At 62.6% G+C, this 22,091-nt stretch carries 19 protein-coding genes and 1 riboswitch; of the genes, 13 read left to right on the forward strand and 6 right to left on the reverse strand.

From position 1 onward, the window contains the following. Nucleotides 1–5 precede the first annotated feature (5 nt). The 3 genes from msbA to P3S72_RS03205 all read left to right on the forward strand — a co-directional run bounded on the left by msbA (nucleotide 6) and on the right by P3S72_RS03205 (nucleotide 4,294). On the forward strand, nucleotides 6–1,814 hold the full coding sequence (msbA, locus tag P3S72_RS03195) for a lipid A export permease/ATP-binding protein MsbA (RefSeq protein ID WP_276196026.1): 1,809 nt from the start codon (nucleotides 6–8) through the stop codon (nucleotides 1,812–1,814). 127 nt (nucleotides 1,815–1,941) lie between these two features. After that, complete coding sequence (gene hldE / locus P3S72_RS03200; protein WP_276196027.1) at nucleotides 1,942–3,366, forward strand: bifunctional D-glycero-beta-D-manno-heptose-7-phosphate kinase/D-glycero-beta-D-manno-heptose 1-phosphate adenylyltransferase HldE; 1,425 nt, start codon at nucleotides 1,942–1,944, stop codon at nucleotides 3,364–3,366. Then, nucleotides 3,359–4,294: an NAD-dependent epimerase/dehydratase family protein gene (locus tag P3S72_RS03205; protein WP_276196028.1), complete on the forward strand. Its 936-nt coding sequence runs from the start codon at nucleotides 3,359–3,361 to the stop codon at nucleotides 4,292–4,294. The genes hldE and P3S72_RS03205 overlap by 8 nt, the downstream gene beginning before the upstream one ends. A 61-nt stretch (nucleotides 4,295–4,355) precedes the next feature. On the opposite strand, the gene P3S72_RS03210 is transcribed toward P3S72_RS03205, so the two are convergent. The 4 genes from P3S72_RS03210 to P3S72_RS03225 form a co-directional block, all read right to left on the reverse strand. Further along, complete coding sequence (locus P3S72_RS03210) at nucleotides 4,356–5,324, reverse strand: metal ABC transporter ATPase (RefSeq protein ID WP_276196030.1); 969 nt, start codon at nucleotides 5,322–5,324, stop codon at nucleotides 4,356–4,358. A gap of 40 nt (nucleotides 5,325–5,364) precedes the next feature. Then, nucleotides 5,365–6,177, reverse strand: a complete 813-nt coding sequence (locus P3S72_RS03215) for an aldo/keto reductase (RefSeq protein ID WP_276196032.1) — start codon at nucleotides 6,175–6,177, stop codon at nucleotides 5,365–5,367. Beyond that, on the reverse strand, nucleotides 6,174–7,349 hold the full coding sequence (locus tag P3S72_RS03220; protein ID WP_276196033.1) for an FAD-dependent oxidoreductase: 1,176 nt from the start codon (nucleotides 7,347–7,349) through the stop codon (nucleotides 6,174–6,176). The genes P3S72_RS03215 and P3S72_RS03220 overlap by 4 nt, the downstream gene beginning before the upstream one ends. Nucleotides 7,350–7,434: 85 nt before the next feature. Then, complete coding sequence (locus P3S72_RS03225; protein WP_247408357.1) at nucleotides 7,435–7,770, reverse strand: multidrug efflux SMR transporter; 336 nt, start codon at nucleotides 7,768–7,770, stop codon at nucleotides 7,435–7,437. Nucleotides 7,771–7,873: 103 nt separating this feature from the next. On the opposite strand from P3S72_RS03225, the gene P3S72_RS03230 reads away from it, so the two are divergent. Both P3S72_RS03230 and waaA read left to right on the forward strand, forming a co-directional pair. Then, entirely contained in the window at nucleotides 7,874–8,764 is an 891-nt protein-coding gene (locus P3S72_RS03230) for a LysR family transcriptional regulator (RefSeq protein ID WP_276197886.1), read from the forward strand. A 23-nt stretch (nucleotides 8,765–8,787) separates the two neighbouring features. Next, nucleotides 8,788–10,065: a lipid IV(A) 3-deoxy-D-manno-octulosonic acid transferase gene (waaA, locus tag P3S72_RS03235; protein WP_276196035.1), complete on the forward strand. Its 1,278-nt coding sequence runs from the start codon at nucleotides 8,788–8,790 to the stop codon at nucleotides 10,063–10,065. A 161-nt stretch (nucleotides 10,066–10,226) separates the two neighbouring features. On the opposite strand, the gene P3S72_RS03240 is transcribed toward waaA, so the two are convergent. After that, a complete protein-coding gene (locus P3S72_RS03240) occupies nucleotides 10,227–11,666 on the reverse strand; it encodes a TolC family outer membrane protein (protein ID WP_276196037.1) in 1,440 nt (479 codons plus the stop codon). 196 nt (nucleotides 11,667–11,862) lie between these two features. Next, nucleotides 11,863–11,968, forward strand: a riboswitch (TPP riboswitch). Between the two features lie 149 nt (nucleotides 11,969–12,117). Here P3S72_RS03240 and thiC point away from each other — a divergent pair. Continuing rightward, nucleotides 12,118–14,007, forward strand: a complete 1,890-nt coding sequence (thiC, locus tag P3S72_RS03245; RefSeq protein WP_253393041.1) for a phosphomethylpyrimidine synthase ThiC — start codon at nucleotides 12,118–12,120, stop codon at nucleotides 14,005–14,007. A gap of 144 nt (nucleotides 14,008–14,151) precedes the next feature. Continuing rightward, nucleotides 14,152–15,441: a putative hydroxymethylpyrimidine transporter CytX gene (gene cytX / locus P3S72_RS03250; protein WP_276196038.1), complete on the forward strand. Its 1,290-nt coding sequence runs from the start codon at nucleotides 14,152–14,154 to the stop codon at nucleotides 15,439–15,441. Here cytX and P3S72_RS03255 read toward each other — a convergent pair. Further along, nucleotides 15,410–16,156, reverse strand: a complete 747-nt coding sequence (locus P3S72_RS03255) for an RsiV family protein (protein ID WP_276196040.1) — start codon at nucleotides 16,154–16,156, stop codon at nucleotides 15,410–15,412. The genes cytX and P3S72_RS03255 overlap by 32 nt on opposite strands. A gap of 192 nt (nucleotides 16,157–16,348) precedes the next feature. Here P3S72_RS03255 and P3S72_RS03260 point away from each other — a divergent pair, with 192 nt between their 5' ends. From P3S72_RS03260 to P3S72_RS03285, 6 genes are all read left to right on the forward strand, one after another. Further along, a complete protein-coding gene (locus P3S72_RS03260) occupies nucleotides 16,349–16,966 on the forward strand; it encodes an NUDIX domain-containing protein (protein WP_276196042.1) in 618 nt (205 codons plus the stop codon). Further along, the gene (locus tag P3S72_RS03265; RefSeq protein ID WP_276196044.1) at nucleotides 16,957–17,406 is read left to right on the forward strand and encodes a DUF1249 domain-containing protein; all 450 of its coding nucleotides are present in this window, start codon (nucleotides 16,957–16,959) and stop codon (nucleotides 17,404–17,406) included. The genes P3S72_RS03260 and P3S72_RS03265 overlap by 10 nt, the downstream gene beginning before the upstream one ends. A 97-nt stretch (nucleotides 17,407–17,503) precedes the next feature. Beyond that, nucleotides 17,504–18,319: a 3',5'-cyclic-AMP phosphodiesterase gene (cpdA, locus tag P3S72_RS03270; RefSeq protein WP_276196045.1), complete on the forward strand. Its 816-nt coding sequence runs from the start codon at nucleotides 17,504–17,506 to the stop codon at nucleotides 18,317–18,319. Nucleotides 18,320–18,497: 178 nt separating this feature from the next. Next, the gene (locus tag P3S72_RS03275) at nucleotides 18,498–19,106 is read left to right on the forward strand and encodes a YqiA/YcfP family alpha/beta fold hydrolase (protein ID WP_276196046.1); all 609 of its coding nucleotides are present in this window, start codon (nucleotides 18,498–18,500) and stop codon (nucleotides 19,104–19,106) included. Nucleotides 19,107–19,160: 54 nt separating this feature from the next. Continuing rightward, the gene (gene parE, locus P3S72_RS03280; RefSeq protein WP_276196047.1) at nucleotides 19,161–21,065 is read left to right on the forward strand and encodes a DNA topoisomerase IV subunit B; all 1,905 of its coding nucleotides are present in this window, start codon (nucleotides 19,161–19,163) and stop codon (nucleotides 21,063–21,065) included. Further along, nucleotides 21,065–22,060 carry an esterase-like activity of phytase family protein gene (locus tag P3S72_RS03285; RefSeq protein ID WP_276196048.1) on the forward strand — a complete coding sequence of 332 codons (996 nt, stop codon included), beginning with the start codon at nucleotides 21,065–21,067 and terminating at the stop codon, nucleotides 22,058–22,060. Before parE ends, P3S72_RS03285 begins: the two co-directional genes overlap by 1 nt. Nucleotides 22,061–22,091 lie beyond the last annotated feature (31 nt).

Below are 22,091 nucleotides of genomic sequence, written 5' to 3' on the forward strand. Positions count from 1 at the left end.
GACACATGAGTGACGCACCGCCCAAAGCGGACCAGGAATCCAGCCTGAAAATCTATTTCAGGCTGCTGGGCTATGTGAAACCGTATATCGGCATGTTCGTGCTGAGTATCGTGGGCTTCGTGATCTTTGCGTCCACCCAGCCCATGCTCGCCGGGATACTCAAGTATTTCGTGGATGGCCTGAGCAATCCCGATGTGGTGTTCCTGCCCAATATTCCGTTGTTCAAGGACCTGAAGTTGCTGATGGCCGTGCCGCTGCTGATCATCCTGATCGCCGCGTGGCAGGGCCTGGGGTCTTTCCTGGGTAACTATTACCTGGCCAAGGTTTCCCTGGGACTGGTGCACGACCTGCGGGTTCAACTGTTCAACAAGCTGCTGGTGCTGCCCAACCGCTATTTCGATACCCATAACTCCGGGCACCTGATTTCGCGCATCACCTTTAACGTCACCATGGTCACCGGGGCGGCCACGGATGCGATCAAGGTCGTGATCCGCGAAGGTCTGACGGTGGTGTTTCTGTTCGGTTACCTGCTGTGGATGAACTGGAAGCTGACCCTGGTAATGCTGGCGATCCTGCCGATGATTGCGCTGATGGTCGGCAGCACCAGCAAGAAATTTCGCAAGCAGAGCAAGAAAATCCAGGTGGCGATGGGGGACGTGACCCATGTGGCCTCCGAGACCATCCAGGGCTATCGTGTGGTGCGCAGCTTCGGTGGCGAAAGCTATGAGCAGCGTCGCTTTGCCGCCGCGAGCCAAGGCAACACCGATAAACAACTGCGCATGAACAAGACCGGTGCGGTCTACACCCCGATGTTGCAACTGGTGATCTACACCGCCATGGCCGCACTGATGTTCCTGGTGCTGCTGCTGCGCGGTGAGGCCACGGCGGGTGATCTGGTGGCGTATATTACCGCTGCCGGTCTGCTGCCCAAGCCGATCCGCCAACTGTCGGAAGTCAGTTCGACCATCCAGAAGGGTGTGGCGGGCGCCGAAAGCATTTTCGAGCAACTGGACGAAGAGCCTGAAGTCGACAAAGGCACAATCGAACGCGACAAGGTCAGTGGCCGCCTGGAAGTGCGTAACCTCAACTTCACCTACCCCGGCACCGAACGCCATGTGCTCAAGGACATCAGCTTTACCGCTGAGCCTGGGCAGATGATTGCTCTGGTGGGACGCTCGGGCAGCGGCAAGTCGACCCTGGCCAGCCTGATTCCGCGTTTCTACCACCATGAACACGGTGAAATCCTGCTCGATGGTGTCGAGATCGAAGACTACAAACTGCTCAACCTGCGCAAGCACGTCGCCCAGGTGACCCAGCACGTGACCCTGTTCAGCGACACCGTGACCAACAACATCGCCTACGGCGACCTGGCCGGCGCGCCACGGGCCGACATCGAAGCTGCCGCGATAGATGCCTACGCCAAGGACTTCATCGACCAGTTGCCTAAAGGCTTCGACACCCAGGTCGGCGAAAACGGCGTGCTGCTGTCCGGCGGTCAACGCCAGCGGCTGGCAATTGCCCGCGCCTTGCTCAAGAATGCGCCGCTGCTGATTCTCGACGAGGCCACCTCCGCCCTCGACACCGAGTCCGAGCGCCACATTCAGGCGGCGCTGGACAAGGTCATGCAAGGCCGCACGACCCTGGTGATTGCGCACCGCCTGTCCACCATCGAGAAGGCTGACCTGATCCTGGTGATGGACGACGGTCGTATTGTCGAGCGCGGCACCCACGCCCAATTGCTCGCACTGAACGGCTATTACGCCCGCCTGCATTCCATGGGCCTGGATGCACCCGTGTCGGCGGATATCACCTGACAAGCCGGGTGAGGCGGGCAATCCGCCTCACCCAGGTTCCTGCAACATCTTCTGTCACACCCCCACAAGCCTCTTGTAACCCTGTGCTAATATCGCGCCCCTGTTCATTTTGTATGTGGGTTGCTCCATGAAGTTGTCCATGCCGCGATTCGATCAAGCCCCTGTCTTGGTGGTCGGCGATGTCATGCTCGACCGTTACTGGCATGGCGGAACCTCACGGATTTCCCCTGAGGCGCCGGTACCGGTAGTCAAGGTCGAGCAAATCGAAGACCGTCCAGGTGGCGCTGCCAACGTTGCCCTCAATATTGCCGCCCTCGGCGCCCCAGCTTCCCTGGTGGGCGTGACCGGCGACGACGAAGCCGCCGACAGCCTGGCCAACAGCTTGCGCGGTGCTGGCGTGCGCGCGTTGTTCCAGCGCATTGCCCATCAGCCGACTATCGTCAAGCTGCGGGTCATGAGCCGTCACCAGCAACTGCTGCGTATCGATTTCGAAGAGCCCTTCGCCACCGACGCCCTGGCCCTCAGTGCGCAGGTCGATGAGTTGCTCGAAGGCATCAAGGTGCTGGTGTTGTCCGACTACGGCAAAGGCGCCCTGAAGAACCACCAGATGCTGATCCAGGCCGCCAAGGCTCGCAATATCCCGGTGCTGGCCGACCCCAAGGGCAAGGACTTTTCGATCTATCGCGGCGCCAGCCTGATCACGCCGAACCTCAGCGAGTTCGAAGCCATCGTCGGCGGTTGCGCCGATGAGCACGAGCTGGTGACCAAGGGCGCGGCGCTGATGGCCGACCTCGACCTGGGTGCCTTGCTGGTGACCCGCGGCGAGCACGGCATGACCTTGCTGCGCCCAGGCCACGCGGCGATGCACCTGCCGGCGCGGGCCCGTGAAGTATTTGATGTCACCGGCGCCGGCGACACCGTGATTTCCACCCTGGCTGCCTCCATCGCGGCCGGGGAGGAGTTGCCCCACGCCGTGGCCCTGGCCAACCTGGCGGCGGGCATCGTAGTCGGCAAGCTCGGCACCGCCGCGATCAGCGCGCCCGAACTGCGTCGTGCGATCCAGCGTTCCGAAGGCTCGGAGCGTGGCGTGTTGAGTCTCGAGCAATTGCTGCTGGCGATTGACGATGCGCGGGCCCACCACGAAAGCATTGTGTTCACCAACGGCTGCTTCGACATCCTGCACGCCGGCCACGTGACTTACCTGGAGCAGGCGCGCGCCCAAGGCGATCGCCTGATCGTCGCGGTCAACGACGATGCGTCGGTCAGCCGCCTCAAGGGCCCGGGTCGTCCGATCAACAGTGTCGATCGACGCATGGCAGTCCTGGCTGGCCTGGGCGCGGTGGACTGGGTGATCAGCTTCCCGGAAGCGACCCCGGAAAACCTCCTGGCCCAGGTCAAGCCCGACGTACTGGTCAAGGGCGGCGACTATTCCGTCGATCAGGTGGTAGGGGCCGACATCGTCAGCGCCTACGGCGGCAAGGTCAAAGTGCTGGGGTTGGTCGAGAACAGTTCGACCACCGCTATTGTCGAGAAGATCCGCAACAATGAGTGAAGCCAAGAAGCGCGTCCTGATCACCGGCGGTGCTGGCTTCATCGGCTCGCACCTGGTCGATGCATTGCTTGCCAAGGGCTACGCGGTGCGGGTGCTGGATAACCTGTCCACCGGCAAGCGCAGCAACCTGCCGCTGGACAATCCTCGTGTCGAACTGCTGGAAGGCGATGTGGCCGACGCCGATCAGGTGGCGCGTGCCGCCATCGGCATGACGGCGGTGGTGCACCTGGCAGCGGTGGCTTCGGTGCAGGCGTCGGTGGATGATCCGGTCAGCACGCACCAGAGCAATTTCGTCGGCACCTTGAATGTCTGCGAAGCCATGCGCAAGGCCGGGGTCAAACGCGTGGTGTTTGCTTCCAGCGCCGCGGTGTATGGCAACAACGGCGAAGGCGCTTCGATCGACGAAGAGACCACCAAGGCGCCATTGACGCCCTATGCCTCCGACAAGTTGGCCGGTGAGCATTACTTGGATTTCTACCGCCGCCAGCATGGCCTGGAGCCGGTGATTTTCCGCTTCTTCAATATCTTCGGGCCGCGCCAGGACCCGTCGTCGCCGTATTCCGGCGTGATCAGCATCTTCAGCGAACGTGCCCAGCAAGGCTTGCCGATTACCGTGTTCGGCGATGGCGAGCAAACCCGCGACTTTATGTATGTGGAAGACCTGGTGGACGTGTTGGTGCAGGCCATCGAAGCCGCCGACGCGCCTTTGGGGGCGATCAACGTCGGTTGGAACCGCACCACCACCCTCAAGCAGGTGCTGCAGGCGTTGGAAGAGGCGGTGGGCGCGCTGCCTGCCGTGACCTACGGGCCGGCGCGGTCGGGGGATATCCGCCACTCGCGGGCGAATAATCAACGGTTGCTGGCCAGTTTCAAACTGCCCGAGCCCACACCGTTGAAAGTGGGGCTGGAACGTTTGCTCAAGGCTTGATCGTTTGCCCTGTATCTGTAGGCGCGAGCAAGCTCGCTCCTACAGTTTTTGGTGTCGGTCTTTAGCTGTTGGCGTTTTTCTTCGGCACGATCTTACGCAACATCTGCCGCGCCTTGCCGGTAAGGCGCTTGAGTTTCGACTCTTTTTCCGGGGCTGCCAGGCCTTGCTGCCTGAGCCAATCCTTCCAACGAATCCGCTCGTCGCGCACCACCCAGCCTTCCTGCTGGGCGAAGCTCTCCGCCAGGTACAAACCCCGCGTGCTGGCCGGGTAGAGCTGATCTTTCTTGACGGTGTACAGCTCGGCGAGGGGTTGGCCGTCCTTCAATGGCATCAGGTACAGGTCCGGGCGCTGGCGGTCCAGGCGTGCGACCAGTTGATCGCCTTCGAGTCGCTCATCCACATGGAACAGGCTCAGGGACTTGGCTTCCTTGGGCACTTCCAGGCGCAAGTCATAAATCAACTGCAGTGACGCTGTGGGCAAGTGGACGTAGGCCCGTGGACGCTCGATCAGTTGCGTGGTCGCGCAGCGCACCGGGCGGGCTGCGCCGGACAAGGGGCTCAAGCGAAACGGCAGGGCTTCGCGGTAATGCAGCGCGGTGGAGTAGGGCGCCGGTAGCCAGGTGTCGTTGAAGCGCCCGCTGAGCCAGCCTTCGGGCGTCTCCAGCAGGCACTCTTCGGCAATTTCCTGGATGGCGGTGTGCAGCGGCAGGTTCAGTTCATGGGCGGGGACGTAGCCGGAAATCAGCTTGAGCACTACGTCGCCACGGTCCTGGCGGCGTTGGCGTACCAGCACCCAGTAATCCTTGTTTTGCCAATGCAGGGTCAGGCGTACCGACACGCCGAGGTTGGCCAGTTCGAGGGCGAAACGCTCAGGGTCTGCCACGTCTACCGGCTTGCGCCGTTGCAGGGTCTGGGCAAAGTTGAGCGGCATGCCCACGCTCTGGTAGCTCAGGCCTTCGGGGGTGGCTTCAACGTGCAGTGGCAGAGTCTTGAAGTTGCTGGGGTTTTTTCTTATGAGCGTTCGCGACATGTCGGCTCCTTCTAACGTCGGGGCGGCCGCGTCGGCGGCATCATAGTTGACGAATGACCTGGGCAGCGGTCGCCACGTTGTGAGCCAGGTGTAGCGGATTAATGGTCCCGACAATAGCACTGGCGACGCCCGTTTGCGCAAACAACAACATGAAACTGGCACGTATGGGGTCCATTCCCGGCTCCAGGCACACATGGCCGCTGGCGAGGGCTTTTTTTACCAGGATGCCTTTGCCATGGGCGGCCGCATAATCAATGACGGCTTTCTCGGCCTGTTCGTTCAAGTTGTAGGTGACCATCGCGCAATCACCCTGTTCCAGAGCCTTCACGCCGCCTTCGACGGTTTTACCGGAGAAGCCGAAACCGCGAATTTTGCCCTCTTGTTTCAAGTCCGCCAGGGTCTGGTAAACCTCGCAATCGTTGAGGATGTGCAGGTCGTTGCCGTCGGAATGCACCAGCACCAGGTCGATGAAGTCGGTTTCCAAGCGTTTCAAGCTGCGTTCGATCGACAGCCGGGTATGCGCCGCGCTGAAATCGTGACGGGACACGCCATTGTCGAACTCTTCGCCGACCTTGCTGACAATCACCCATTCTTTGCGCTGTCCACGCAACAGCGGCCCCAGGCGTTCTTCGCTACGGCCATAGGCCGGCGCGGTATCGATCAGGTTGATGCCCAACTGACGGGCCTGGCGCAGCAGCAGGCGCGCTTCGTCATCATCGGGAATCTGGAAACCGCTAGGGTATTTGACCCCCTGGTCGCGACCGAGCTTGACGGTGCCCAGGCCCAGCGGCGACACCAGCAGGCCGGTACTGCCCAGCGGGCGGTGCAGGTCGTGCAGGGTGGGCAGGCTCATGGCAACAGTTGCTCCCAGGCCGGTTGGCCGATGGCCGGTTTGGGCAACTCGGGCAGCGGAGTGGCAGGCCCGGGTTGGATGCCGTCGCGTTCGAGGGCGTGGATCACCCGGTCGGCGAAGTCCGGCGCCAGGGCCAGTTTGGTCGGCCAGCCTACGAGCAGGCGGCCCTGTTCGGCGAGGAAGGCGTTGTCGGGGCGCGTCAGGCCCGACTGCAGCGGCTCGGCACGGTCGACGCGCAGGGTGGCCCATTCGGTGTGACTCATGTCGATCCACGGCAGCAGATGCGCCAGCTCTTTCTGGGCCGTGGCGATTTGTTTTTCAGGCGTGCGCGCTACACCATCGGCCTCGGCGATATCACCGCCCATGTACCACACCCAGTTGCCATCGGCGGCCGGGTGCGTGGTCACGGTGATACGCGGTTTGGTGCCGCCGCCCAGGCAGTGGGCGTACAGCGGCTTCAAGCCCGGACCTTTGGCGATGATCATGTGCAGCGGGCGTATTTGCATGGCCGGCTGGCTCAGGCCCAGGGCGGCGAGCAGGTCGGCAGTGCCGCCGCCGGCGCTCAAGATGATGCGCTGGGCGCGGATCTCGCGACCGTCGACTTTCAAGCCGACCAGTGTGTCGTTTTCCCGCAGCGGTTCGATGTGCTGCCCGGCGAGCAAACCGTCGCCGGCCAGGTGCGCCAGGCGTTCGATCAGGCTGGGTACATCGATGACCAATTCCGCCAGGCGATAGACCTTGCCCTTGAAGCGACGGTCTTGCAGGGCCGGCGGCAGGTCGTCGCCTTTGACCTGATCGACACGGCCGCGCACGGCCTTGCTGGCGAAGAAGCTGGTGAGATTGCCCGCGAGTGTGCCGGGGGACCACAGGTAATGGGCTTCGGAGAGCAGGCGCACGCCAGTCAGGTCCAGCTCGCCGTTACCGGCCAGGGCCTCGCGCCAGCGCCGCGGCATATCGGCAATCGCTTCGGAGGCCCCGGTGAGGGCGCCGTGTAGCGCGTATTTCGCACCGCCGTGAATGATCCCCTGGGACTTCACGCTTTGCCCGCCACCCAGGGTGGCGTTCTCCACCAGCACCGTGGAAAACCCCTGGCGGCGCAGGCGCGCATTCAGCCAGAGGCCGGCAACCCCGGCGCCGACAATCAGAACGTCGGTGGAAATAACGGATGGCATGGGCAACCTCAGTGTTCAAATCAAGGTGCCAAGTATACAGGCTCAATGGATCGATCTTTGCCCGGGATCAATATTAGGAGGGCTGTCAGTGCCCGGCGGTTTTCGAGAACAACTGAATCACCACCACGCCCAGCACGATCAATCCCATCCCGAGCATCGCCGGTAGATCGAGCTTTTGCCCATAGATAAACAGCGCCGCAATGCTGACCATCACAATGCCCATCCCGGCCCACACCGCGTAGGCCACACCCACCGGCACGGTGCGCACCACCAGGGTCAGCATCCAGAACGCCACGCCGTAGCCGACGATCACCAGCAGCAGCGGGATCGGTGTGCTCAAGCCCTTGATGGCTTTCATGGAAACGGTGGCGATCACTTCCGAGCAGATGGCGATGGCGAGGTAATAGTAAGCAGGGGTCATGGGGCAGTCCTCGGTGTAGAGCGCGCTGGATAAGGTCGGCATTTTAGCGCGTCGCCAGATGGGGTAAAGTCATTACCTATCCGAATTAAAGATGGGTCACGCCGTGAGTGTGCAGTGGAACCTGGAGCAGATGCGCCTGTTCGTCAGCGTCGCCGAGCAGCGCTCGTTTTCGGCCGTGGCGCGTCAGCAGCGCAAGGCCCAGTCGGCGGTCAGCAACGGCATCGCCTTGCTCGAAGCGGACCTGGGCGTCAGCCTGTTCGAGCGTAGCAGTGGCCGTCAGCCCCGCTTGACCGAGGCCGGTACGGTGCTGCTCGAAGAGGCCAGGGAAGTGCTGCGCCAGTGCGAACGCCTCAATGGCCGCGCGATGTCGTTGGTGCGCGGCGAAGAAGCCTGCCTGCGGCTGGCCCAGGATGAGGCGATGCTTTATCAGCCGGTCCTCGATAGCCTTGACGCCCTGGCCGGTCGATTTCCCAACCTTGAAGTGCAGCTTTCCAGCGCGGCCCAAGGCGATGTCGCACGCAAGCTGGTGGAGCGCAGGGCCGATCTGGGCATGTTGTTCTATCACGATCAAATCCCCGAAGCGCTGGAGCGTCGGGTCGTCGGCAGTGTGGAAATGGTCACAGTGTGCGGGCGCAACCATCCGCTGGCGGCGCAGAAAACCGTGGACTGCCAGGGGTTGGCGCAATATCGCCAGTTGCTGATGTCGACCCAGACCAGCGTCTACCCCGGCAGCGAGGCTGCCAGCCCGCAGGTGTGGCGCGCCGACAGCTTCTACGTGCTGGCCGAATGGCTTATCCGTGGCCTGGGTTGGGCCTGGTTGCCCCGGCATGTCGTGCAATACCCGGCCTATCAGAACCAGATGGTCGAACTCGTCAGCGAATGGACCCCGCCGGCCCTGGTTGTTGAGCTGGTATGGCGCCGCGATGAACCCTTGGGCCCCGCCGCGCGCTTTCTCGCCGAACGTTTTGCCGAGTGCTTGCAGGCGATCGACTGAAAAAGCCGATAAACTCCGCCGCCATGAATAGAACTCTCTACAGCTGTCTGTTTTACCTGGCGCTGCCGTTGGTGGCTTTACGTCTGTGGCTGCGTGCGCGCAAGGCGCCAGCCTATGCCAAACGCGTGGGCGAGCGGTTCTCTTACGGCTTGCCGCTGATGCAACCGGGCGGGATCTGGGTGCACGCCGTGTCGGTGGGCGAAAGCATCGCCGCCGCGCCGATGATCCGTGCCCTGCTGGAGCGTTATCCAGAGCTGCCGATGACCGTCACGTGCATGACGCCGACCGGCTCCGAGCGTATCCAGGCGTTGTTCGCGAATGAACCGCGCGTCCAGCATTGCTACTTGCCCTATGACGTGCCCTGCGCGGCCAAGCGTTTTCTCGACCGTGTACAGCCGAAACTGGCCGTGATCATGGAGACCGAGCTGTGGCCCAACCACATCCACGCCTGCGCGCAACGCGGGATTCCGGTGGCGCTGGCCAATGCGCGGTTGTCGGCGCGTTCGGCCAAGGGCTATGCACGTTTCGCCAAGCTGACAGGGCCGATGCTGGCAGAAATGAGCCTGTTTGCTGTGCAGACTGAGACCGAGGCCGAGCGTTTTCGCAGCCTGGGCGCGCGGCCGGACACGGTGCAAGTGACCGGCTCGATCAAGTTCGACCTGACCATCGACCCCGAGCTACTGGCGCGCGCGGCCGCGTTGCGCGAGCAGTGGGGTGCCAGCGAGCGCCCGGTGTGGATCGCCGCCAGCACCCACGAGGGCGAAGATGCGGTGGTGCTCGCGGCCCATCGCCAATTGCTCGCCAGCTACCCCAATGCGCTGCTGATTCTGGTGCCGCGCCATCAGGAACGCTTCGGCCCGATGTTTGAGCTGTGCGGGCAACAAGGGTTCACCACGGTGCGCCGCTCCAGTGGCGAGCCGGTCACCGCGCACACCAACGTATTACTCGGTGACACCATGGGCGAGTTGCTGTTTCTGTATGCCTTGGCCGACAGCGCGTTTGTCGGTGGCAGCCTGGTGGCGACTGGCGGGCATAACCCGCTGGAACCGGCGGCGTTGGGCAAGCCGGTGATCATGGGGCCGCACCGGTTCAACTTCCTCGAAATCAGCGCGATGCTGCGCGACGCCGGGGCGTTGCGTGAGGTGGATGACGCCGAAGGCTTGGCCGAGGCCGTGCGGCAGTTGTTCGAGCTGCCGCAGGATGCCCAGCGGATGGCGCAGGCGGGGCTTAAGGTGATGCAGGCCAACCAGGGCGCGCTAACCCGTTTACTGGATGGCCTGGATAGGCTGATAACGCACTAAATGTGGAAGGGGGCGTGCCCCCGATAGCGGTGTGCCAGATGAAGTCATGTCAACTGACACGCCGCCATCGGGAGCAAGCCCCCTCCCACATCGGTTCTGTGGTGTGTCAGTCAACATTGGTGCACCTGACACGCCCTATCGGGAGCAAGCCCCCTCTCACATTAGTAGCCAGGTCGGGCCTTCAACTGCTCGGAGGCGGCCTTGGCCAGGTCCGGCGGCAGGAAGTCGCGGTCCGGGTTGTAGTCGGCCTTGAGATAGCGCTCCAGGTCCTGCAGATCTCCTGGGTTCAACGTGCCCGCTGCCTGCTTCAAGCGCAGGCTGTCGAGGATGTAGTCGTAGCGGCTATTGTTGTAGTTGCGCACCGACGCATAGAGCTGGCGCTGGGCGTCGAGCACGTCGACGATATTACGCGTACCCACCTGATAACCGATTTCCGTGGCTTCCACCGCGCTCTGGTTCGAGATGATCGACTGGCGGCGTGCCTGGACCTGCTCTACGTCGGTGTTGACCGCGCGGTGCAGGTTGCGCGTGTTTTCCACCACCTGGCGGCGCAGGCCTTCGCGTTGCTGCTCGGTCTGGCCCAGGCGCGAATACGATTCGCGCACTTGCGAGCTGGTCAGGCCGCCGCTGTACAGCGGGATATTCAGGCGCAGGCCGATGGTGCGTTGCGAGACATCGCCGCCGTAAGGCGTGCCGAAGGCATTCGGGTTGCTGAAGCCCAGGGCGTCGTTATCGCCTTTTTCGTACTGCGCCACGGCGTCCAGAGTCGGCGCATGCCCAGCCTTGCGCTGCTTGAGGGTTTCCTCGGCAGCGGTGACCGCGTAGTTGCTGGCGAGCAGGTTCAGGTTCTGGCGGCCGGCGGTTTCGACCCACGCCTTGGCGTCGTTCGGCAGCGGCGGCAGCACCGGGAGTGTATGCACAATGCCCTGGATCGAGTTGTATTGACGGTTGGTCAGCGTGATCAGCGCTTCGAAGGCGTCATCCACCTGGCGTTGCGCGACGATCCGGTTGGCTCGCGCGGTGTCGTAGCTGGCCTGCGATTGCAGCACGTCGGTCTTGTCCGACAGGCCCACATCGAAGCGCTCGTTGGACTGGTCCAGTTGGTGCTTGAATGCGTTTTCTTCGGCCTTGGTAGAGGCCAGGTTGTCCTGGGCGCGCAGCACGGCGAAGTAGTTCTCGGCGCTTTGCAGGATCAGGTTCTGTTCGGTGGCCGAGAGTTGCAACGCAGCCTGTTCGTTGACGGCTTCGGCGGCTTGCAGCTGGAACCAGCGGTCGGCACGGAACAAGGGTTGGCTCAAGGTCGCGCGCCAGGAATGCGCATCGCGGTTGGCGGTGGCGGCCGGGGTGTCGATCTGGGTGCGCGAATTGTTGATATCGGCACCGGCCGACAGGTTGGGCAGCAAGCCTGCGCGGGCCTGGGGCACGACTTCTTTTTGCGCGTCGTATTGGGCGCGGGCGGCGGCCAGGTCGGCGTTGTTGTTCGCCGCTTCCTGGTAAACGCTGACCAGGTCGGTTCTGGCGGACAAGGGCGCTTCAGCTGCCCAGACCATTCCGTTGGTCGCACAAGACACGGCAAGCGCCAGTGAGAGTTTGCGCAGCATGAATTGATCCCTAGTGTGAATATTACGGTAATAATTTATCGCCCAACGCTACGGCTGGCCATTCCTGGCGTCAAGCATTGGGGCAGTCCCCGAGTGTAGTGGCGGTTACACGGCACAACAATCCTGCAATTGCGCCATTCATCACGCTGTTTGCTCCGCTATTGGCAATTTGCCCCCACCCTGGTCTAGACTGGCCGCGTTCTTGTCGGGGTGCCTTGTTGGAAGGCTGAGATCGGTAAATACCGGATCCCGTTGAACCTGATCAGGTTAGCGCCTGCGTAGGGAACAAGATTTCTCGTCACCCGGCGAGTCCTCTTGTGCTTCGTCCGGGATGAACGTTCGACCATCGAACAGCTCTCGCGTACCGAGCACAGCACTGTTTTCAGTGCGTCCATCCGTCACAGGTTCGCTCCGACAAAAATCCACCGCCTGGATAGTTGGAGAGCCCGTGATGAGTACAACACCAAAAAATACCGTGCATTTGAGTGAATCGGCCAAGGTCGACTCCGGCTCCGTGCAACCCTTTACCCGCTCGCAAAAAATCTACGTGCAAGGCACCCGCCCGGACATCCTTGTGCCGATGCGCGAAATCAGCCTTGATGTGACCCCCACCGATTTCGGCGGCGAGATCAACGCCCCCGTGGTGGTCTACGACACCTCCGGCCCCTACACCGACCCCAACGTCATCATCGACGTGCGCAAAGGCCTGGGCGATGTGCGCTCGCCGTGGATCGAGTCGCGTGGCGACACCGAACGCCTGTCCGGCCTGAGCTCGCACTTCGGCCAGCAGCGCCTCACGGATGCCGAACTGACCGCGCTGCGCTTTGCCCATGTGAAGAACCCGCGCCGTGCCAAGGCCGGTGCCAACGTCACCCAGATGCACTACGCGCGCAAAGGCATCATCACCGCTGAGATGGAATACGTCGCCATCCGCGAAAACATGAAGCTCGAAGAAGCCCGTGCCAGCGGCCTGCTCGATCAGCAACACGCCGGCTACAGCTTCGGCGCCAGCGTGCCGAAGATCATCACCCCGGAATTCGTGCGCGAAGAAATCGCCCGTGGCCGCGCGATCATCCCGGCCAACATCAACCACACCGAACTGGAACCGATGATCATCGGCCGTAACTTCCTGGTGAAGATCAACGGCAACATCGGCAACAGCGCCCTGGGTTCGTCCATCGAAGAAGAAGTGGCGAAACTGACCTGGGGCATTCGCTGGGGGTCGGACACGGTGATGGACCTGTCCACCGGCAAGCACATCCACGAAACCCGCGAATGGATCATCCGCAATTCGCCGGTGCCGATCGGCACGGTGCCGATCTATCAGGCCCTGGAAAAAGTCGGCGGCGCCGCTGAAGACCTGACCTGGGAGCTGTTCCGCGACACCCTGATCGAACAGGCCGAGCAGGGCGTCGACTACTTCACCATCCACGCCGGCGTCCTGCTGCGCTACGTGCCGCTGACCGCCAAGCGCGTCACCGGCATCGTCTCGCGTGGCGGTTCGATCATGGCCAAGTGGTGCCTGGCGCACCACAAAGAGAACTTCACCTACACGCATTTCGACGAAATCTGCGAAATCATGAAGGCCTATGACGTCAGCTTCTCCCTCGGCGACGGCCTGCGCCCAGGTTCGATTGCCGACGCCAACGACGCCGCGCAATTCGGCGAGCTGGAAACCCTCGGCGAGCTGACCAAGACCGCCTGGAAGCACGACGTGCAAACCATGATCGAAGGCCCCGGCCACGTGCCGATGCAACTGATCAAGGAGAACATGGACAAGCAGCTCGAATGCTGCGACGAGGCGCCGTTCTACACCCTCGGCCCGCTGACCACCGACATCGCGCCGGGTTACGACCACATCACCTCCGGCATCGGTGCGGCGATGATCGGCTGGTTCGGTTGCGCCATGCTCTGCTACGTCACGCCCAAGGAACACCTGGGCTTGCCCAACAAGGATGACGTGAAGACCGGGATCATCACCTACAAGATCGCCGCGCATGCAGCCGATCTCGCGAAAGGGCATCCCGGCGCGCAGATCCGCGATAACGCGCTGAGCAAGGCGCGCTTCGAGTTCCGTTGGGAAGACCAGTTCAACCTCGGCCTCGACCCGGACACTGCACGCTCGTATCACGACGAAACCCTGCCGAAGGACTCGGCCAAGGTCGCGCATTTCTGTTCGATGTGCGGGCCGAAGTTCTGCTCGATGAAAATCACCCAGGAAGTGCGTGAATACGCGGCCAACCAGCGCATCGATGCGGTAGATGTGGAAGTGGCCAAGGGCTTGGCCGAACAGGCGGAGCGGTTCAAGCAGGAAGGCAGCCAGCTCTACAAGAAGGTCTGATTCGAGGTTGTAGGCGCTTTTAATGGCCTTATCGGGGGCAAGCCCCCTCCCACACTTGAACGTGTTCACCATTCAAAATGTGGGAGGGGGCTTGCCCCCGATAACAATCTTTCAAACAACAAATGCCCCTCAGAGATTCCATCCTTGAGCATTCAACCCAGCACCTATTCCCCCGACATCGCAGTGCCGACTGACAAACGCGTCTTCGGCGCCCGCGACCTCTTCTCCCTGTGGTTCTCCCTCGGCATCGGCCTGATGGTCCTGCAAACCGGCGCGCTACTCGCACCGGGCCTGGGCCTGGCCGGTGGGTTGCTGGCGATTTTCCTCGGCACCCTGGTCGGCGTGCTGTTGCTCGCCGCCGTCGGTGTGATCGGCAGCGACACCGGCTTGTCCGCCATGGCCGCGCTCAAGCTCAGCCTCGGCGCCAAAGGCGCGAGCCTGCCGGCATTATTGAACCTGCTGCAGCTGATCGGGTGGGGCGCGTTTGAACTCATCGTCATGCGCGATGCCGCCAGCCTGTTGGGCGCGCGGGCGTTCAGCGACGGCAGCCTGTTTGCCAGCCCGCTGCTGTGGACCCTATTTTTCGGTGGCTTGGCGACCCTGCTGGCGGTCAGTGGCCCACTGACGTTCGTAAGGCAGATCCTGCGCAAATGGGGCATCTGGCTGCTGCTAGCGGCCTGCCTGTGGCTGACCTGGAACCTGTTCGCCAAGGCCGACCTCGCCACACTGTGGGCCCAGCCCGGTGACGGATCGATGCCCTTCGCGGTGGGGTTTGATATCGCCATCGCCATGCCGCTGTCGTGGCTGCCGCTGATCGCCGACTACTCGCGCTTCGGTAAACGCGCGAAAAGCGTGTTCGGCGGCACGGCGCTGGGCTTCTCTATCGGTAATTTCTGGCTGATGAGCCTGGGTGTGGCCTACACCCTGGCGTTTGCGCCGAGCGGTGAAGTGAACGCGCTGTTGCTGGCGCTGGCTGGCGCAGGGCTGGGGATTCCGTTGTTGCTGATCCTGTTGGATGAGTCGGAAAACGCCTTTGCTGATATTCACTCGGCGGCGGTGTCCAGCGGGATTCTGTTGCGCCTGAAAGTCGAGCACCTGGCCTTGGCCATCGGTGTGCTCTGCACGCTGATCGCCTGCTTTGCTCCGTTGGCGCAGTACCAGAACTTTCTGCTGTTGATCGGCTCGGTATTCGCGCCGCTGTTTGGCGTGGTGCTGGTCGATCATTTCATCCTGCGCCGCCGCGGCCAGGGCGTGCTCGCCACGCTACGCTGGACGGCGCTGCTGGCCTGGCTGGGTGGCATCGGCACCTACCACATGCTGGCCAACCTGTATCCGGATATCGGCGCGACCCTGCCGGCACTGGTGCTGGCAGGGCTGTTGCAGTTCATCCTCGGGCGCGCCTTCAACGGCGTGCAGGCACCAGCTCAGGCTTGATGATGCCTTCCAGGCGCGAGTAAGGAATCTGCAGCTCGACATGGCCCAGGGCATAGGGCGCGATCGTGGTGGTGGGGTACTTGAGGGTCACGCCACCGGAGGTCAGCGCCACGTTCGGGGTTTTCTGGAACGGGTAGCTCTTGACGAATTCCGGCTCCAGGCTCAGGCGGGTGCTGATCAGCCAGCTGTTGTGTGCGACCTGGGCGGCTTTCCAGAAGGCCTCTTCCTTGCCGGGCAGCAGCATGTCGCTCAGCGAAAGGGCTTTTTGCTGCTGGCGCGAATAGTTGATGAAGGCGCGGCCCGGTTCGCCGTGGGTGGCGCCCTGGTCTAGGTAGCTGGACAGTTCGACGATCACCAAGCCGTCATGCTGCTCACGTACCTTGGCCTGCAAGTACATGCTGTTGCGTGGTGCGGCGGTGCTCAGGAACTGCTCGCGGTAGGTCGCCAGGCTCGACGGCAGCGGGTCGCTCGACCGCGTGCGGGTCATTTCCAGCAGGCGTTGTTCGATCAGCGCGTCGAGCCTGGGCTCCTTGGCAAAATGCACGGTGTCGATATTCACCAGCGGGCAATCGGCGTTGGTGCAGTCCGGCTTGCTTTGCTCGCTGGCGTCGCGGGTGGCGTCCAGCGGGGTGCGATAGCTCGGTTGGAACAGGCTCTGGCAGGCGCCGAGGGTCAAGGCGATACACGCCACGGAGGCGATTTTTAAAAGCGACATGTAGGGTCTTCGTCCGTCGATAAGCGCGAAATTTATGGAGCTTCGACTACCGGCATGGCAGTCAGTTCGCCACTAAGCTGATTAGAGTGAGTTTGACGCCCGCCGTCTATCCCGGCAACCGGAAAGGGGCTGCGCCAACCGGCGAGAGCGCGTTAGGATGGCGCGAATTGCACGGGCATAACGAGGAAGGATATGACGGACATCGCGAAATCCACGCCGAGCACGATTGAGATCGTTCAGCGCGACAATGCCTACCAGGGTTTCTACAAGCTCGATCGCGTACAACTGCGCCACGAAAAATTCGACGGTGGCATGAGCCGGGTGATCAACCGCGAAGTCTTCGTGCGGCATGACGCCGTGTGCGTGCTGCCCTATGACCCGCAGCGCGATGAAGTGGTGCTGATCGAGCAGTTTCGCGTCGGCGCCATGGGCCGTACCGCTAACCCGTGGTTGGTGGAAATGGTCGCCGGCCTGATCGATAAGGATGAAGCGCCGGAGGAGGTTGCACACCGCGAAGCCGAAGAGGAAGCTGGGCTGACATTCTCCGCACTGTGGCCGATCACTCAATATTTCCCTTCGCCCGGCGGCAGTACCGAATTCGTCCACTTGTACCTGGGGCGTTGCGACAGTTCGGGCGCCGGTGGCGTCCATGGACTGGAAGAAGAAGCAGAAGATATCCGCGTCAGCACCTGGGCTTTCGAAGACGCCTTGCAAGCGGTGCGTGATGGTCGGATATCCAATGCACCCAGCATTATTGCCTTGCAATGGCTAGCGCTCAATCGCGCGGAAGTGAGGGGGTTATGGCAGTAAAGGCACGGGAACGATACCGAGTTGACCTGATCGGGCTGCAAGCCGCCTGCGAGGCCAACTATGCGCGGCTGATGCGCCTGCTGCCCGACATGCGCCACGCCCCCGAGGCGCGGCGCATCGCCGTGACCCACGGCGACCAGATGCTCGGCGTGCTGACCCTGGAAGTCATCGTCAATTGCCCCTACACCACCACCCTGCGCGTGCGCCAGGAACACAGCCTGCCGTGGCTGCCGGTGCCGCAACTGGAAGTACAGGTGTACCACGATGCGCGAATGGCCGAAGTCATCAGCGCCGAACATGCGCGACGCTTTCGCAGCATCTATCCTTACCCCAATGTGTTCATGCACCAGCCCGATGAGAAAGCACAACTCAATGTGTTCCTCGGTGAATGGTTGAGCCACTGCCTGGCCCTGGGCCATGAGTTCGCAGTGGTGCGGTAGATGTGAACTGCGTCTGCTTCCTTGGGTTTCCTCTTTGTGTCCTGCCCAGCATAATCGCGCCACACGTCCATTCCTGTGATTGCCTTGGGAGAGCGCCTTGCCCCGCGTATCCACCGTGACCCACGATGCACCGGCGTTGCTGGTGCAGTTGTCCGACAGCCACCTGTTTGCCGAGGCCGACGCCACGCTGGTGGGCATGAACACCCGCGAAAGTTTGCAACGGGTGATCGACCTCGTGCGCGAGCAGCAGCCCCAGGTCGACTTGCTGCTGGCCACGGGGGACTTGTCCCAGGACGGTACGCTGGCCTCCTATCAGCACTTTCGTGAGATGACCGCGTTCTTTGGTGTCTCGACGCGCTGGATTCCCGGCAACCACGACGAGCCGCAGATCATGGCCCACGCCGCCCTGCACAGCGACCTGCTGGAACCAGTGGTCGACATTGGCAATTGGCGCATTACCCTGCTGGACTCCGCCGTATCCGGTTCGGTGCCCGGTTATCTGCAGGACAGCCAACTGCAACTGCTGGCCCAAGCCTTGAGCGAAGCGCCGCACCGTCATCATCTGGTGTGTTTCCACCATCATCCGGTGCCCATCGGGTGTGCGTGGATGGAACCCATCGGCTTGCGCAACCCGGAGGCGCTGTTTGCCGTCCTGGACCGTTTTCCCCAGGTCCGGGCCGTGCTCTGGGGCCATGTACACCAGGAGATCGACCGCCAGCGCAACGGCGTGCGCCTGCTGGCCTCGCCGTCCACCTGCATCCAGTTCGCGCCGGGCAGCGAAGACTTCAACGTCAGCACCGAGGCGCCAGGCTATCGCTGGCTGCGCCTGCATGCCGACGGGCGGTTGGAGACTGGGGTCGAGCGCGTCAAAGACTTTGCTTTTACCGTCGATTACGCCAGCAACGGCTACTGAAGGTGGGAGGGGGGGTGCTCCCGATAGCGGTGGTTCAGTGCCACGTGTATCAACTGGCAGCCTGTCATCGGGAGCAAGCCCCCTCCCACATGGGTTCCGCTGTGACTGGAAGACAGGGGACTCGCCACTCCGATCCCTGTAAACTGCGCCTTTTTGGCGCAAGCACGGAGAGCCCGGCATGTCCGCTTCGATCCTGTATATCCACGGTTTCAACAGCGCGCCGGCGTCCAATAAGGCCAGCCAGTTGATCGGTGTGATGGACACCCTCGGCCTGGCCGACCAGTTGCGCGTGCCGGCCCTGCATCACCATCCCCGTCAGGCGATTCCTCAGTTGGAGGCGGCCATCGCGGAACTGGGGCGGCCACTGCTGGTCGGCAGCTCCCTCGGCGGCTACTATGCAACCCATCTTGCTGAACGCCATGGCCTCAAGGCGCTGCTGGTCAACCCGGCGGTCAGCCCCCATCGGATGTTCGACGGTTACCTGGGCACACAGAAGAACCTCTACACCGATGAAACCTGGGAACTGACCCACGATCACGTCACGGCGCTGGCCGAGCTGGAAGTCCCTGCCCCCCAGGACGCCGTGCGTTATCAGGTGTGGTTGCAGACCGGGGACGAAACCCTGGATTATCGCCTCGCCCAGCAGTATTACCGGGCCTGTGCCTTGCGCATCCAGGCCGGTGGCGACCACGGTTACCAGGGTTTTGCCCGGCAGTTGCCGGCGCTGTTGAGCTTTGCCGGCATTGGCGCCGATCAGTATCAATCCTTCGATTTCGCGGCACTGTAATTGCCTTGCAAATCCCAGGTTACTTTTTAATCGAACGAATCACGACGAGACCCCATGGCCACTCCCAGCGCTAGCTCTTATAACGCCGACGCCATCGAAGTCCTCTCGGGCCTCGACCCGGTGCGTAAACGCCCTGGCATGTACACCGACACCAGTCGGCCGAACCACCTTGCCCAGGAAGTCATCGACAACAGCGTCGACGAAGCCTTGGCCGGGCACGCCAAGTCGGTGCATGTCATTCTCCACGCGGACCACTCCCTGGAAGTGTCCGACGACGGTCGCGGCATGCCGGTGGACATCCACCCGGAAGAGGGCGTGTCGGGCGTCGAGTTGATCCTCACCAAACTGCACGCTGGCGGCAAGTTCTCCAACAAGAACTACCAGTTCTCCGGTGGCTTGCACGGTGTGGGTATTTCCGTGGTCAACGCCTTGTCGACGTTGGTGCGGGTCAGGGTCAAGCGCGACGGCAACGAATATGAGATGACCTTCGCCGATGGCTACAAAGCCACCGACCTGCAGGTGATCGGCACCGTTGGCAAGCGCAACACCGGCACCAGCGTGTACTTCGCCCCGGACCCGAAATACTTCGATTCGCCAAAATTCTCCATCAGCCGCCTCAAGCATGTGCTCAAGGCCAAGGCGGTATTGTGCCCGGGCCTGCTGGTCACCTTTGAAGACAAAGGCACTGGCGAAAAGGTCGAGTGGCACTACGAAGATGGCCTGCGCTCCTACCTGGAAGACGCTGTCAGCGACTTCGAGCGCCTGCCCAACGAGCCATTCTGCGGTAGCCTGGCCGGGAACAAAGAAGCCGTTGACTGGGCGCTGCTGTGGTTGCCCGAGGGCGGCGACAGCGTGCAGGAAAGCTACGTCAACCTGATCCCCACCGCCCAGGGCGGCACCCACGTCAACGGTTTGCGCCAGGGGCTGCTCGACGCCATGCGCGAATTCTGCGAATACCGCAGCCTGCTGCCGCGTGGCGTGAAGCTGGCGCCGGAAGACGTGTGGGAGCGCATCGCGTTCGTGCTGTCGATGAAAATGCAGGAGCCGCAATTCTCCGGCCAGACCAAAGAGCGTTTGTCGTCCCGCGAGGCGGCGGCGTTTGTCTCTGGTGTGGTCAAGGATGCCTTCAGCCTGTGGCTCAACGAACACCCGGAACTGGGCCTGGCCCTGGCGGAGCTGGCGATCAACAACGCCGGGCGTCGCCTCAAGGCCAGCAAGAAGGTCGAGCGCAAACGCATCACCGCGGGCCCGGCACTGCCGGGCAAACTGGCCGATTGCGCCGGGCAGGACCCGATGCGTTCCGAGCTGTTCCTGGTGGAAGGTGACTCCGCCGGCGGTTCCGCCAAGCAAGCGCGGGACAAGGAATTCCAGGCGATCCTGCCGTTGCGCGGCAAGATCCTCAACACCTGGGAAGTCGATGGCAGCGAAGTCCTGGCCAGCCAGGAAGTGCACAACATCGCCGTGGCCATCGGTGTCGACCCCGGCGCGGCGGACATCAGCCAACTGCGCTACGGCAAGATCTGCATCCTCGCCGACGCCGACTCCGACGGCCTGCACATCGCCACCCTGCTGTGCGCGCTGTTCGTGCAGCACTTCCGTCCGTTGGTGGATGCCGGTCACGTCTACGTCGCCATGCCGCCGCTGTACCGTATCGACCTGGGCAAGGAAATTTTCTACGCCCTCGACGAAGGCGAGCGCGATGGCATCCTCGACCGCCTGATCGCCGAGAAGAAACGCGGCAAGCCGCAGGTCACGCGATTCAAAGGCCTGGGTGAGATGAACCCGCCGCAACTGCGCGAAACCACCATGGACCCGAACACGCGGCGCCTGGTGCAGTTGACCCTGGACGACTTCGCCGCCACCTCGGAAATGATGGACATGCTGCTGGCAAAAAAACGCGCGCCGGACCGCAAGTCCTGGCTGGAGTCCAAAGGCAACCTCGCCGAGGTCCTGGGCTGATGCGCACAGGTTTCGCCCTGGCGATCCTGATGTTGAGCGGGTTGGCGGCCACTCAGGTGGTCGCCGCGCCCGTGGCTGAGCTCAAACTGGTGTCCGAACACCCGGTGGACGGCATGCGCGGCGGTAACCTGTCGGGCCTGGCCTTGTGTGGCAAAGAATTGTGGACGGTTTCCGACCGTGACGACGACCAGATCTACCGCCTGGATATCAGCGCGCCGACCTGGCAGGCCGAAACGGTGACGATCGACGTGCCGCCGGTGCCCGACTCCGGCCTGCCCTGGGGGCTGCGTTCGCGCACCAAGGCCGCGTCGCTGATTCGCGGTGGCGACCTGGATTTTGAAGGCATCAGTTGCGATGCCGCCGGTAACCGTTACGTGGTCAGCGAAGCCCATGCGGCGGTGCTGAAAGTACCGGCGAGCGGTGCGCCCGAGTGGTTGAAAATCGCCCCCGGCATGGTGCGTGAAGCCCGCGCCAGCGGTATGTTGCTGCATTTCAATGCCTTGTTCGAAGGCCTGGCGGTGAACCCCGAAGGCAATCAGATCTGGCTGGCGGCGGAGCGTGAGCGGCGTGGGCTGATCTCCATCAAACGCCCGCAAAGCCTATGGGATTGCGACGGCGCATGCGTGCTGTTGAGCGAGGCCGGCCAGGAAATGCAGCCGGTGCAGTTCCCCAACGCCAAGGCGGTCTCCAAGGATTTTTCCGACCTGGCGCTGTTCAACGGCAAGTTGTTTACCCTGGAGCGCAATGCGTTTCAGATTTGTCGGCGCGATGCGGTCACCGCTAAGGTCGAGCTGTGCTGGTCGTTTGCCGACGAAACCCTGACGCCCGAGCGGCGCTACGCCCAGCCATATGGCCTGGCCGAAGCCCTGGTGCTTGACGCAGACGGTGCCTGGTTGGGCATCGACAATAATTTCGGCGCGCGTGCCGATGGTGAGAAACGCCCGGTGGTCTATCGTTTCGCCGCCCCCGCCGGTGGCTGGAGCGCCCAGCCATGAGCCACCCCTGTTTTGAATTGACCCGGCGCCG

The organism is Pseudomonas sp. D3, from assembly GCF_029320995.1.
GTDB lineage: Bacteria > Pseudomonadota > Gammaproteobacteria > Pseudomonadales > Pseudomonadaceae > Aquipseudomonas > Aquipseudomonas paraveronii.